This window comes from Campylobacter sp. CFSAN093226 (genome assembly GCF_012897595.1).
GTDB classification, from domain to species: Bacteria; Campylobacterota; Campylobacteria; order Campylobacterales; family Campylobacteraceae; genus Campylobacter_D; species Campylobacter_D jejuni.
This window is the reverse complement of record NZ_CP040608.1, coordinates 404,921-418,874: the sequence shown is the minus strand read 5'-3', so window position 1 is coordinate 418,874 and position 13,954 is coordinate 404,921. Positions and strand designations below refer to the sequence as shown.

The 13,954-nt window shown below is 31.8% G+C and carries 14 protein-coding genes, 1 pseudogene and 1 riboswitch; of the genes and pseudogenes, 4 read left to right on the top strand and 11 right to left on the bottom strand.

The window, feature by feature from the left end; genetic code table 11:
* Positions 1-20: 20 nt before the first annotated feature.
* Positions 21-125: riboswitch (TPP riboswitch) on the bottom strand.
* A 21-nt stretch (positions 126-146) separates the two neighbouring features.
* A complete protein-coding gene (locus FBF02_RS02210; protein ID WP_002858535.1) occupies positions 147-908 on the bottom strand; it encodes a 3'-5' exonuclease in 762 nt (253 codons plus the stop codon).
* Positions 905-1,552, bottom strand: coding sequence for a ribulose-phosphate 3-epimerase (gene rpe / locus FBF02_RS02205; protein ID WP_002858571.1), 648 nt, complete (start codon positions 1,550-1,552; stop codon positions 905-907). Before rpe ends, FBF02_RS02210 begins: the two co-directional genes overlap by 4 nt.
* 139 nt (positions 1,553-1,691) lie before the next feature.
* Between rpe and rpmB the strand changes: the two genes are divergently transcribed.
* The 3 genes from rpmB (at position 1,692) to FBF02_RS02190 (ending at position 3,393) form a co-directional block, all read left to right on the top strand.
* The gene (gene rpmB, locus FBF02_RS02200) at positions 1,692-1,886 is read left to right on the top strand and encodes a 50S ribosomal protein L28 (RefSeq protein WP_002854974.1); all 195 of its coding nucleotides are present in this window, start codon (positions 1,692-1,694) and stop codon (positions 1,884-1,886) included.
* Positions 1,887-2,070: 184 nt separating this feature from the next.
* Complete coding sequence (locus FBF02_RS02195) at positions 2,071-2,286, top strand: YdcH family protein (RefSeq protein ID WP_002855201.1); 216 nt, start codon at positions 2,071-2,073, stop codon at positions 2,284-2,286.
* Between the two features lie 9 nt (positions 2,287-2,295).
* Complete coding sequence (locus FBF02_RS02190) at positions 2,296-3,393, top strand: methyl-accepting chemotaxis protein (protein WP_002858516.1); 1,098 nt, start codon at positions 2,296-2,298, stop codon at positions 3,391-3,393.
* 31 nt (positions 3,394-3,424) lie between these two features.
* Here the strand turns inward: FBF02_RS02190 and FBF02_RS02185 are convergent, their stop codons facing one another.
* The 5 genes and pseudogenes from FBF02_RS02185 to acpP all read right to left on the bottom strand — a co-directional run bounded on the left by FBF02_RS02185 (position 3,425) and on the right by acpP (position 8,744).
* The gene (locus FBF02_RS02185) at positions 3,425-4,021 is read right to left on the bottom strand and encodes an NUDIX domain-containing protein (protein WP_002855131.1); all 597 of its coding nucleotides are present in this window, start codon (positions 4,019-4,021) and stop codon (positions 3,425-3,427) included.
* A gap of 82 nt (positions 4,022-4,103) precedes the next feature.
* Positions 4,104-6,187: pseudogene (locus tag FBF02_RS09040) on the bottom strand (TonB-dependent receptor).
* Between the two features lie 142 nt (positions 6,188-6,329).
* Positions 6,330-7,268, bottom strand: coding sequence for an acetyl-CoA carboxylase carboxyl transferase subunit alpha (gene accA, locus FBF02_RS02165; RefSeq protein ID WP_002858530.1), 939 nt, complete (start codon positions 7,266-7,268; stop codon positions 6,330-6,332).
* Position 7,269: 1 nt separating this feature from the next.
* Positions 7,270-8,484: a beta-ketoacyl-ACP synthase II gene (locus tag FBF02_RS02160; protein ID WP_002858574.1), complete on the bottom strand. Its 1,215-nt coding sequence runs from the start codon at positions 8,482-8,484 to the stop codon at positions 7,270-7,272.
* 26 nt (positions 8,485-8,510) lie between these two features.
* Positions 8,511-8,744 carry an acyl carrier protein gene (acpP, locus tag FBF02_RS02155; protein WP_002854831.1) on the bottom strand — a complete coding sequence of 78 codons (234 nt, stop codon included), beginning with the start codon at positions 8,742-8,744 and terminating at the stop codon, positions 8,511-8,513.
* Positions 8,745-8,853: 109 nt separating this feature from the next.
* On the opposite strand from acpP, the gene tenA reads away from it, so the two are divergent.
* Positions 8,854-9,522 (top strand): thiaminase II, encoded by a 669-nt coding sequence (tenA, locus tag FBF02_RS02150; protein ID WP_002864183.1) that lies wholly within the window; start codon positions 8,854-8,856, stop codon positions 9,520-9,522.
* Between the two features lie 23 nt (positions 9,523-9,545).
* On the opposite strand, the gene sdhE is transcribed toward tenA, so the two are convergent.
* The 4 genes from sdhE to FBF02_RS02130 form a co-directional block, all read right to left on the bottom strand.
* Entirely contained in the window at positions 9,546-10,403 is an 858-nt protein-coding gene (sdhE, locus tag FBF02_RS02145) for an 8-methylmenaquinol:fumarate reductase membrane anchor subunit (protein ID WP_002855106.1), read from the bottom strand.
* A gap of 3 nt (positions 10,404-10,406) precedes the next feature.
* Positions 10,407-11,372, bottom strand: coding sequence for an 8-methylmenaquinol:fumarate reductase iron-sulfur subunit (gene sdhB, locus FBF02_RS02140; protein ID WP_002858567.1), 966 nt, complete (start codon positions 11,370-11,372; stop codon positions 10,407-10,409).
* A complete protein-coding gene (gene sdhA, locus FBF02_RS02135; protein WP_002858522.1) occupies positions 11,369-13,204 on the bottom strand; it encodes an 8-methylmenaquinol:fumarate reductase flavoprotein subunit in 1,836 nt (611 codons plus the stop codon). Before sdhA ends, sdhB begins: the two co-directional genes overlap by 4 nt.
* 337 nt (positions 13,205-13,541) lie before the next feature.
* Complete coding sequence (locus tag FBF02_RS02130) at positions 13,542-13,952, bottom strand: pyridoxamine 5'-phosphate oxidase family protein (protein ID WP_010891857.1); 411 nt, start codon at positions 13,950-13,952, stop codon at positions 13,542-13,544.
* Positions 13,953-13,954 lie beyond the last annotated feature (2 nt).

Genomic DNA, 13,954 nt, shown 5'->3' with positions numbered 1-13,954 from the left:
TGAGTATAAATTTTTAAAGTATTGAAATTTATAAATCTTCCCGACGCTGGTATTATCCAGATCCGGTTCGGTCTAAGCTTTTAGCTTACTCTCAGCCTGTTACACAAGCTCCCGTCATTTATGTTTTAATTATACACTTTAAATATTTATTTTTGCTTTATACGTGCAGTTTTTGTAAAATTTATAAGTTCTTCTGTAGTTTTTATATGATAAGGAAGTTTTCCAAGGCAATATTTAAAAATTTCAGCAGCTGCCAAAGCATCATCTAAGGCTCTATGATGCATATTTTCCACGCCAAGAAATTCTTTCAAAACCTCTAGTTTATATTTTGGACTTTCTATACAACATTGTGCAAATTCTATAGTGCAAATACGACGATTAAGCAAAATGCCAAAACCACACTCATTTAAAGCCTTAGAAATAAAACTATAATCAAAACGCACATTATGCGCTACAAAAATACTGTCTTTTAAAAAAAGCCTAAAATCACTTAAAACCTTTGCTAAACTTGAAGCATTTTCCACCATCTCATAAGTAATACCCGTAAGTTCAGTTATATTTTTTGGAATTTCTTTTACTTTAACAAAACTTTGAAAGCGTCCAATTTCTTTAGAATTTTGAATTTTTACCGCTCCAATTTCTAAAATTTCCCCCTTGCTCACCCCACCAGTACTTTCTATATCCACTATGCAAAAAATTTCATCTTTAATTTTTGTTGTGCGTGTTTTAAGAGTAAAAATATTATCTTTATTTAAAGTTAAACCTAACCCCAAAAGCTCAAAAGTTTCTAAATCTAAATCAAAATTTTTTAATTCTTCAACTTTGGCAAACTCTTGCATCACCCAATCATAAGGCTTGCTTTGCTTATTTAATATAGAAATAATCTGATCAATTTGCTGTAAACTCAAAATTCAAGCTTTAAAGATGAAATTGCAGTTTTATAATCATTGGAAGAAAAAATATAACTTCCAGCCACCAAAATATCAGCTCCAGATTCTTCTAAATCACTAGCATTTAAACCATTAACACCACCATCAACCTCTATAAAAACTTTAGCATTTTTTTTATCAATCATTTGGCGCAATTCTTTGATTTTTTCATGTATCAAAGGTAAAAATTTTTGCCCACCAAATCCAGGATTAACACTCATTAAAAGCACCATATCTACAAATTCTAGCATGTGTTTAATAGAATCAATAGGAGTATGTGGATTTAAAACAATAGCAGGATGGATTCCTTGACTTCTTATATATTCACAAAGCCTTATAGGATGAACTTCGCTTTCCATATGAAAAGAGATAAATTTCGGTTTTAAAGAGATAAAAAGATCTACAAATTTACTTACATCTTTAACCATTAAATGCACATCTAATGGCAACTTACTAATAGTTGAAATTTTTTCGATCACGCAAGGTCCGAAAGTCAAATTTGGAACAAAGTGTCCATCCATTACATCAATGTGTAAAAGATCCGCACCTGCAGCTTCAATAGCTTTAACTTCTTCTTCTAATTTCAAAAAATTTGCAGACAATAAACTTGGAGCTACATACATGATCAAAACCTTAAACTATATATAAATGTGATAAATAATATTTTATCGACTTATATATTAAAAAAACTATAAATTATGGAATATTTTAAGCTTAATTTTGATAAAATCTCCATTTAAAAATTTTCATAAGGACAAAAAAATGGCAAGAGTATGTCAAATCACAGGCAAGGGTCCAATGGTGGGTAATAATGTCAGCCATGCTAACAATAAAACAAAAAGACGCTTTTTACCTAATCTCAGAACAGTTCGTGTAACTTTAGAAGATGGCACCACGAGAAAAATGAGAATTGCAGCTTCTACTCTAAGAACTCTAAAAAAACAAAATTCTAAATAATTTTGAGGATTTATTCCTCAATTTTAAAATTTCCAATTTAAAAATAAACTTTAACAAATCACTTATATAACACACATTTAAAAATTATTATTAATTTTATTATTTTTTAAGCTAAAAATATCTTTTAATAGTGTAAAATACCTTATTAAATGAATTTTAAATTTCACTAATACAAGGAGAGTTTATGCTACATGAATATAGAGAATTAATGTCAGAGCTAAAAGGTAAAGATGCTCATTTTGATAAACTATTTGATCGTCATAATGAACTTGATGACATGATTAAAGATGCAGAAGAAGGTAGAACTTCTCTTAGCAGCATGGAAATTTCAACTTTAAAAAAAGAAAAGCTTCATGTAAAAGATGAACTTAGCCAATATCTAGCAAATTATAAAAAATAAGGCAAAACAATGTTTGGAAGTAAAATAAACCATTCTGATCTTCAAAAACTTGAAGAAGAAAATAAAAATCTTACACATAAAATTGAAAAATTTCAATCGGAAAATTTAGAATTAAAAAATAAAATTACATCATTAGAACAAGCGGCTTTAGAGTCTAAACTTAAAACAGATCTTTTAAATGTTTTATTAACTGGGGTTTTAAAAAATATTACTATTATTCAAGGCGATATGTTAGAAAATGTAAATAAGGCAGAAGTTATCTCTAGCTATTCTAAAACTTCTCTTGCTGAAATGGATGAACTTAACCATATTGCTAATTCTATCAATGCCTCTTTGGGAAATATTACAGAATCAGCCAATAAAACAAGAGATGTTGCAGGAACATTGCATAGAAGTGTAGATGAAATTACTAATGTAATTAATCTAATTAAAGATGTTTCCGATCAAACCAATCTTTTAGCTCTTAACGCTGCCATAGAAGCTGCACGCGCAGGTGAACATGGGCGTGGTTTTGCTGTTGTTGCCGATGAAGTAAGAAAACTAGCTGAAAAAACACAAAAAGCAACCACAGAAGTTGAAATGAACATCAACCTTCTAAAGCAAAATGCAAATGAAATGTATACTCAAAGTGAGCAAGTTGAAAAAATTTCTATAGATTCTAATGCTCATATTATGAGTTTTTCCGAAAAATTTACTCACTTAGTAAATGAAGCGCATTCTACTAATTCAAATGCAGTTGGTATCGCTTCAGAAGCTTTCGTATCTTTAGCAAAACTAGATCATATAGCTTTTAAATTAAATGGTTATAAAGAAATTTTTTCCAAATCAGGAAAGCAATTAGCCGATCATACATCTTGTCGCTTAGGAAAATGGCTTGCTAGCACAGGAAAAGAAAGATTTGGGCAAAATAAAAGCTTCTTAAAAATTAACGAGCCACATGAAAAAGTTCATGAAAATATGAATAATGCTATAACAATAGCAAATACAGAAGATATTAGCAAAGATATTACTCAACACAGCATAATTAATAAATGCGAAGTTGCTGAAAATGCATCGCTTGATCTTTTCAATGTATTTAAAGAAATGCTTGATGAGTCAGATCATTAAAATCCTAGGTTGAACCTTTTTAAGGTTTAACCTAAATAATCTTTAATTTTCCCCACTTTTCCTTTAAAAACCACATATAAGCAAAATCAAGCAAAGGCGTTCTTATCATATTTTTACATTTTTTTTCAAAATCCTGCACCTTAACATAAACAGCTTCAATCTCTTCATCATCAACTCCACCTCCAGAAGAAATTTTATCTTTTTCATCAACTTCTACGAAATAAAAGCTTTGCTTGCTTACACCTGAACCAAACCCTGTATAAAAATCTCCTATTTTTTCTAAATTTTTAGGAGCATATCCTAGTTCTTCTATACATTCTTCTTTTGCTATTTCCTCTAAAGATAATTTTTTATCCACAAGCCCAGAACAAAGCTCTATAGTATAGCCCATATCATCATCTTTTACATAATCTTTATCATGCATTTGATGATACCAAAGTGGTATACGAAATTGGCGTACAAAAATAAAACTTTCTAATTCTTTATGATACAAAAGCACTGAAACACTATCTTTAGATTCTATAAAATCCCAAGTGCAAAGCCTACCATTACTTTCATAAGCAAATCTCTTAGGCTTAATATAATTTGATTTTTCAAAAGAAAGTTCTTTTAAATTTTTAAACGCCATAATAAAACCTTTTATTTATTTTTCACATTGTACTTTATTTTTGCTTTTTTGAAAATATAAAGGTGATTAAAGCCTTAAAAAATTAAAAATCATATTTATAACTTAACCAAAAACTTCTTCCTTCTGTATAATCTTGATAGCGATTTGCATATCCAGCAGGATTAGCCCCATCCCATCTTGTAACTTGCGGATCAAAGAAATTTTTATCAAAAAGATTTTGCACTGCAAAACTTAAGCTAGATTGCTTATTGATTTTATAATTTATCCCTAAATCTACTATATAAAAAGGCTTATATTTTTGCCATGGCAAACTACCATTACCACCAACTCTTGCTTTAGCTATAGTATCGAGTCTTGCTCGTGTTTTTATATAGGAATTAAATTTACCTCGCTCATAGTTTAATTTTAACATTGCTATATGCCTTGGTAAATTTTCTATTCTATCACCACCAAACCAATTTTTTTGACTATCTTTATAGCGATTATCCATAAAAGTATAACTTGAATTTAGGCTAAAACCATTGTAAGTTTTGGTATTAAATGCAAATTCTATACCTTTAGTCTGTGTTTTTCCAAGATTAATAGGACGCTTACAAACAGTGCCATTGCTACAATTAATACCATTTTGCATACCTGTTAAATATTCACTACTGATTTGATTTGTAAAATCAGTAATAAATCCTGTGATAGAATAATGTGCAAAATCAAATACCCTAAAATCAGCACCCAATTCATAATTTATACTTTCTTCTGGTTTTAAGTCAGGGTTTCCAAAAAGAGCATTGCCATTGGCATAATTATAATATCCATTTGTCAACTGCTTGGCAGAAGGAGTTTTATAGCCTTTTGAAACACCTCCTTTAAAGGCTATATTATCATTTAAGTGATAAACCAAATAAATCCTAGGGGTAAATTCAGAATCAAACAAATTGCTATAAATATAACGCAAACCTGTAGTAAAAATCAAATCATCGGTTATAAAATACTCATTTTCCCCATAAAGCGCAACCATGGTTTGATCAAGATTTTTACCTCTTATTTAACTACCTGCGCTTGCTTGATCATTTTTTAACATCTCATAATCAATCCTTGCACCAAAGGTATTTACTAAATTACCGTATTGACCTAAATTCCAAGGTAAAACAACCTTACCTTCTCCTACCCAAATTTGACTATGTAATTCCTTATCCTTAGTGCTACCATATTGTAAATATGAGTTAGTTGAATCAAAATCATAGTTACCATCATGATTTAAAACAATATTATCCTTAAAAAGTTGTTTTTCACTTTTAATAGCCCTACTACTTATAGAATTCACTGAAATTTCATTAATATATCGCTCTATATCAAAATATATATTATTTTTATCATCTACTGTCCAATTAAGCCTAGAACCAAAACCTAAGCTAGTAAAAGCACCTGGACTATGAATAGCAATTTGGTAATTATCAGGTCTTTGTTGGTAATTATCAGGTTTTTGATTGTTATTATTCCAAACCGGTGTAGGCCATTTTAAATCAGAAGCTGCCTTATCATAATACTTCAACCTTGCAGAAATTGATAATGTATCTTCAATCAAAGGAGTTGCTACATAAGCATTAAAACGCCCGCATTGCCATAGTGATTAGAGTGCTGTTGCAAAAGAGTATTAAATTCTATATTTGCTTCGATTTTATCAGGATTTTTCTTGGTGATAATATTTATCACACCGCCTACAGCATCACTGCCATAAAGTGTAGAAGCTGGACCACGTATAACCTCGATACGCTCTATCATAGATAAAGGCGGCAGATATCCTGACTCACTGCCTTTAAAAACATTAGTATAAAACCCATTTGCAACACTTTGACGTTTTCCATCAATTAAAACTAGAGTATAAGAACTACCAAAACCTCGTATGCTAAAATCATAAGTGCCTGTTTTATCCATAGTCACATCTACACCTGGAATATCTCCTATAGCCTCCCCTATATCCTTAATTGGCTTTTTTTCAAGCTCTTCTTTTGTAATGATAGAAATACTAGCAGGCGCATCAACCAAATCTTGTTCAAAACCACTAGCGCTAACCACAACATCATTAAGTTGATATGTTTCTTCTGCTTTTAACAAAGCTCCAGATAAAATTAAAAAACACAGTAAACTTTTTTTAAATTTCATATTTTTGATTTGAGTCAAATTAATTCCTTTAAAAAAAATTATTTTGATATTTAAAATCATTTTTGGAGTATAAAAAAAGAATACTTTTAATTAACTTAATTTTGATAACAATTATAAATAATAAAATTATTTAAAAAAGCGAAGTAAAAGCCTAAGCCTCTTGATAGGCTCCAAGCTTTAAAATTTTCTGCATACGATTTGCAGAAAGTTCTCGTACATCAATATTTTCAAGTTCATTTAGGGATTTTTTTACATAATCAGCAATAGCTACTGCTGCAGCTTCTTTATTGCGATGTGCACCATTTGTAGGTTCGTCTATCACATCATCAATTAAACCTTGAGATTTTAAATCATCAGCTGTTACTTTCATAGCTTTGGTTGCAGCTTCACTTTTTGCAGGATCATTCCAAAGTATTGCAGCGCAACCTTCAGGAGAAATTACTGAAAAAACAGAATTTTTCATCATTGCAAGTTTATCTGCAACCCCTATAGCTAACGCCCCGCCACTACCGCCTTCTCCGATAACTATAGCAATGGTCGGTATTTTCAAATCACTTAATTCATATAAATTTCTAGCGATAGCTTCACTTTGTCCTCTTTCTTCAGCACCTATTCCAGGATAAGCACCTGGAGTATCTATCAAAAATAAAATAGGAATTTGAAATTTCTCTGCAAGTCCTGCTACTCTTAAGGCTTTGCGATATCCTTCAGGATGTGGCATCCCAAAATTTCTAGCGATTTTATCTTTTGTTCCACGTCCTTTTTGCTCACCAATTACAATTATTTTTTTCTCTCCTAAATAACCCATAAAACAAACAATAGCAGGATCATCTCTAAAGGCACGATCACCATGTATTTCGTGAGCGTCATTTAAAATAAGTTCAATATAGTCAAGAGCATAAGGGCGATCTGGATGACGCGCTAATTGCAAACGCTGAAAATCACTTAAATTCTTATAAGTTTTAGAAATTTCTTTTTCAAGATTTTTCTTTAAAATTGATACAGCTTCAGTATCTCCTTTAATCTGAGCATTGATAATGTCCTCGTCAATTTGCTGAATATTTTTTTCAAAATCTAAATAAGAAGCCATATTAATCTACTTTTTTAAATACAACACAGCCATTTGTGCCACCAAAACCAAAAGAATTACTCATCACCACTTTTAAATCTACTTTTCTTGATATATTTGGAATATAATCAAGATCACATTCATCATCTTTTACAAGCTGATTGATTGTAGGTGGAACTACCCCATCTCTTAAAACCATAACACTAACAACTGCTTCAATTGCACCTGCAGCACCCAAGCAATGACCTGTTTGTCCTTTGGTGGAACTTATAAGCGGGATATTATTGCCAAAAAGCTCTTTAATTGCTGCTGTTTCATTTTTGTCATTTACAGGGGTTGAAGTTCCATGTGCATTGATATAATCTACCTTTGGATTCCCTGCCATATTTAAAGCTTTTTTCATAGCCCTTAAAGGCCCATCTAAAGTTGGTGAAGTAATATGATGCGCATCTGCACTTTCTCCAAATCCAATTAATTCAGCATAAATCGTAGCACCGCGTTTTTTAGCCTCTTCATATTCCTCAAAAACTAAAGCTCCAGCACCTTCTCCCATGACAAAACCATCTCTTTCTTTGTCAAATGGTCTTGAAGCATGCTGTGGATCTTCATTTCTAGTTGATAAAGCTTTCATTGAAGCAAAACCACCTATACCCACAGGACAAATCGCAGCTTCTGCACCTATGACTAACATCTTTTTAGCATTTCCCAAAGCTATACTTTTATAAGCTTCTCCTATAGCATGAGTTCCTGCTGCACAAGCTGTAACACAAGAAATATTTGGCCCTTTAAGTCCATGCTCTATAGAAATCAAACCTCCTAACATATTTACAAGTGCTGAAGGTATGAAAAAAGGGGAAATTTTACGCGGACCTCGCTCGGAACAAATAATGGAATTTTTTTCTATGTTAGGCAAACCTCCAATACCAGAAGCCGAAACAATGCCAAATTCTTCTTTATCTAATTCTTCACTAAATCCAGCATCCTGCATTGCTTCTCTTGCTGCTTTAATTCCAAGTTGTATGAAACGGTCAATTTTTTTTACTTCTTTGCCATCAACAACCTCTAATGGATCAAAATTTTTAACTTCAGCTGCAATTTGAACAGGAAAGTCCGTAGCATCAAAAAGAGTAATTTTATTTACTCCGCTTTCTCCATTGCAAATTGCTTTAAATGAACTTTCTTTATCTAAACCAAGGGCATTGATCATACCAATACCTGTAACTACAACTCTTTTCAAGAATAAGCTCCTTGCAAGAAAAAAAATTATTTTTTTAGATTGTCAATATAATTTACAACATCTTCAATTTTAATTAATTTTTCAGCATCACTATCTGGAATTTCTACTTCAAATTTTTCTTCTAAAGCCATAATAAGCTCTACAACATCTAAAGAATCAGCACCTAAATCTTCAATAATTTTTGATTCCATTTTAACTGCATCTGCATCAATACTTAATTGCTCTACTACTACTGCTTTTACATCATCAAATGTTGCCATTTGTTCTCCTTTAAAAAATTAAAATAAAGCGTATTTTACTATAAAAAGCTTAAAATATTTATAGTTTTTCATTATACTTGAAAATAAAATATTAAAACATAAAGGAAAAATGATGCTTTTCTCTAATTTAATCAAAGAAAATCAAAAAATTTGGAATGCTTATCTACATCATGATTTTGTTAAAAAATTGGAAGATAAAAGCCTAAAGCAAGAAAATTTTCTTTTTTATCTCAAGCAAGATTATATTTATTTGCTTAATTACGCAAAATGTTATGCAAGATTAGCACTTAACTCAAATACTGCAAAAGAACTTCGTTTTGCTATGAAATTTCAAAATTATATAGTTGAAGGAGAAATGGAACTTCATCGTGCAATTTTATCTCTTGGCATTAATGCAGATGAACTCGATATAAAAGATGAAAGTTTAGTCAATATAGCCTATTCGCGTTATATGTTAAGCGTAGGTGAAAATGGAGATTTTTTAGATATGTTAGTTGCTCTTAGTGCTTGCGCTATAGGCTATGCAAAAATAGGTGCTGAAATTATAAATCGTTTAAAAAATGAAAATTTAAAAGATCATCCTTACAAGGAATGGATTTTGACCTATGGAAGTGAAAATTTTCAAAATGAAGCTAAAGAATTTGAAGATTTTGTTAATTCTTATACTTCAAGTGTTGGTGCACAAAAATTCCAAAAACTCAGCGAAATTTTTCATACTGTAACACGCTTAGAAGTGGCTTTTTGGGAGCATTCTTTAAGAATGGAATTAAATCTTTAAACATGGGCTTTTTGCCCATGTTTTTATGCAATTTTACTTGCATCAATAATATTATAATCTAAACCAACCATTTCTTTAGAAAGTCCTAATGCAAGTCCTACTAATTGTGATAAATGAATAATAGGCAATCTTGCTTTAGAATTAGTATAATCTTGAAATCTTTCTTGATAGATATCAAGCTGCATTTGACAAAGTGGACAAGGTGTTACAACACAATCAGCTTGATTTTCACTTGCATTATTGACAATTTGACTAGACATTTTTTTCACAGATTTTTCTGCAGGATAAGAAGCATGAAAACCACAACAATCAAGGCGTTTTTCAAAAGGAACTATTTTAGCCCCTAAAACTTCTACTACACTTTCAAAACTTTTTGGATTGGTTGAACTTTCTTTTTTACCGAAAGCATCTTCAGGTCTTAAACTATGGCAACCATAAAATAAAGCTACTTTTAAATTTGAAAGCGGCTTTTTCACCTTGCTTTTTAAATTATCCAAATCCTCATAAAGCTCCCACAAAAGACTTGTAATAGGCGTTGAACCTTGATATTTCATTCCACCTTGTGCTAAAAAAATATTGATGCGTTCTTTTGCACCCTTATCAAGAGTATTTTTTGCTTTAGTTAAAGTTAGCATACAAGTACTACAAGTTGTAAGCATTGGCATTTTCATCTCTTCTGCTAAAGCAATATTTCTTGCATTAGCTACCAAAGTCGCAATAGGATCAACACACTGCGCTTGAGAAGCCCCACAACAACTCCACCCCTTAATTTCATTCAACTTCCAACCCAAAATAGGTGCAATAGCTTCAAGTGAAATTTTAGATTCTTTTGCAGCTTGAGATAAAACACAACCTGGAAAAAAAGCGTACTCTTTTTGCATATTTTACTCCTTAACAGCAGCTTCTTGTGCCGCCTTTATCATTTTAACCAAATCTTTATACCCTTCTATTTCACCCTCGCCAAAAACATGCATAGGATTCATTTTTCCTGCACGCATAAGTTTAAAAGCTATATCTGTTTTACCCATAGAACCTATAACACCCTCAGAACGCAAAGCAAGATAAATTTCATTCAAGCGTCCTGAACCTTCAACTAAATCTTTATAAAAAGCTTCAGCATGATCAGGCCCTAAGCCTTCATTTAAACCTTTTTTAATCGCCATCACTCTTAAATTTGCTATATCACTTACTGAACTTATACCCTTTGGACAACGATCAGCGCACTCTTGACAATGAACACAAAGCCAAAGTCCATTCATTACGCTGGGTTTTACATGCAACATAGGATCCTTACCTCGAGAGTCCGCCGCTGCACGCCAAACATGAGTAAAAACAAAAGGTTGCATATAATCGCTACTATCTGCTTCTAATTTATTACACTCTGAAGCACAGCTACCACATAAAATACAATCCCATTGCTTGCTAATACGATCAAATTCTTCTTGACTTTGTTTACAGCCCTTTTCCGCTGAAAATTCATTTTTTGCCACCATGGCAGGACGAATTTTTCTTAAATTTTCTATAGAAGGTTCCCAATCCACAATTAAATCAGAAATTACTCTAAAATTTCCAAGCGGAGAAATGCGTATACTTGAAGGATTATCATATTCTTTTAACAAATCTTGCATTTTAGTATCACAAGCAAGATAAGAATGCCCATTCACACGAACTGCACAAGCCCCACAAATTGCAGATTGACAAGAGGCGGTAAAATTTAAAGTAATATCTTTTGTTTTTTTGATAAAAAGCAAAAGAGAGAGCAGAGTTTTTCCTTGTATATCCTTATCATCAATATCATAACTTTGTTCATATTTTTCCTTGCCATTAAAACGATCTATGATAATTTTCATTGTACTCTCCTTCCATCAAGTGAAAACTCAGTTACCACGACATCTTTATAACTAAGTTTTAATTCATCATTTTCTAAATTTACAATGCTATGTTTTAAGAAATTTTTATCATCTCGCTTTGGATAATCTTCTCTAGTATGAGCCCCACGGCTTTCAAGTCTATTTCTAGCTGCTAAACAAGCACAGCGAGAAAGTAAAATCAAATTACCAAGCTCTACATAATCTGTAAAAGCAGTATTCATCACTTCATTAGGATTTGGAATACGAATTTTTTCATATCTCGCTTGTATATCTTCTAATTTTTTTGCTAGAAGATCGAGTTTTTCTTGAGTTCTAAAAATCCCCATATTATCCCAATTTTGACTTCCTAGCTCTTCTCGCAATTCATACATTTCTTGACCATTTCCGCCATTATTTGTAATTTCTTTAAATCTAACCTGCCATTTTTGAGCAAGTTCATGAGTTTTTGCCCCTTTTCCAAAACTTGCATCTTTAGCATAATTTGTCGCACCAATGCCTGCTAAATGCCCTGTTACAACTGCATCGGCTAAAGAATTTCCCCCTAGTCTATTAGCTCCATGTATAGAAATGCAAGAAGCTTCTCCACCTACATAAATTCCAGCAATTTTAGTACCCATATCTTCAAATTTAGCCACTTCAATTCCACCCATAGAATAATGCGCCGTTGGACGGATAGGTACAGGAGTATCTACTAAATCAATATTTTCAAAAAGCATTGCAGTGTGACGAATTTTTGGTAAATCTTTTAAAATTTTTTCTTTTCCTAAGTGGCGTACATCGCACAAAACATAAGCTCCAAGTCCCTCGCCATAACCTCTACCTTCACGAATTTCTGTTTCTATAGCACGCGCAACCACATCTCGCGGTGCAAGCTCCATTTTTTCATGGTAATTTTTCATAAAACGCTCACCACGATTATTTAAAAGATATCCCCCTTCACCGCGCGCCGCTTCTGTAATAAGAGTTCCACCATTTGCAACTCCTGTTGGGTGAAATTGTATCATCTCAGGATCTTCAAAACCAAGTCCTGCTCTAAGAGCAGCTGCCACACCATCTCCTGTGGCAATAAAAGGAGTTGAAGTTCTATTATAAAATATCCTTGTGTATCCCCCTGTAGCAATCACCAAAGCTTTGCATAACACAGGATAAATTCCACCGCTTTGTATATCTCTTAAAACGACACCCTCGCATTTTCCATCCACAACACCTATATCCAAAAGTTCATGATTCATTAAAAATTTCACACCACTACTAATAGCATCATCTAAACAAGAATGCATTAAAATATGACCTGTTTTATCTGCAGAATAGTTACAGCGTTTCTTAGAAGCTCCTCCCATTAAACGCTGAGCTACTCCACCTTGCTCATTTCTTGAAAACAAGGTTCCTATAAAATCCATATTAAAAATAGCCTTTCCAGCTAATTCGCAAAATTTTAAAGCCGCATCTTGATCTACCAAATAAGCTCCGCCTTTAATAGTATCATAAGCATGTAATTTATAGGAATCTCCATTAGAAAAATCAGTAACTCCATTAATTCCACCCTCTGCCATACAAGTTGCGTTACGCGATGGCATCATCTTTGTAGCTACTACAACGCTTAATTTTGGATTTTCTTTTCTCACTGCGGCTGCAGCACACAAACCTGCTCCACCTGATCCAATTACCAAAACATCGCAAGAAGGTAAATTTATATCTTTATCCATCTTAGATGAATCATCTAAAGCATAAACTCCACTTGAACTTGCAGCTAAAGCTCCTACACTAATACAGGCTGTTTTTATAAAATCTCTTCTAGAAAATTCACCCATATCATTCTCCTTATTTAAAAAAATTAATAATAATTTTTAATGTAAGTCAATCTTACATAACCGCATGCCAAAAATCCAAAAACAAACTCTCCTTTCAATATAAAATGGATTAAAAACAAATTTATAATTTAGTAAATATAAAAAAGCATAAGATAAGTAATCAAAGAAGATAGATGAATATAATAAAATAAATATTAAAAAATTTTTGCAATATATCATAATCTATTCCTTGCAAATTAAACGGAATGATTATACCTTAAAAAAATAACAAAAAGTTAATATTAATTAAGATAATATTTATCTTAATTAATATATAGTTAATAAAATTATCAAATCATTAAGCCTTAAAAAGCTTAAATTCTCCATTCATAAATTGCATTCTAGCGCTTAAATGATCAAGATAAAAAACTTCAAATTTTGGATTTTGCGGAGTTTCATAAAGATTTACAAGATAAGGATATTTTTTAAACATCATTTTTTTAACTTCTAAATTTGGTTCAAAAACCGCATTAGCTCTAAGTCTTAAAAAAGTCCCATCTTTTGCACAAGAACAAAATTCAATATCATTATAATTTTTTATATGCTTAAAAAGTCCTTTTGTATTTGCTGTGCAAAAATAAATTTTATCTCCCACAAGCAATGGACTTTGTATAGGACGCACTCTAGGATTTCCACAAGTTCCTAAAGTGGCTAAAAATGCTGGTGCATTATCATCTAAAAATTGTGCTATTTCTTTTAAATCCATCATTT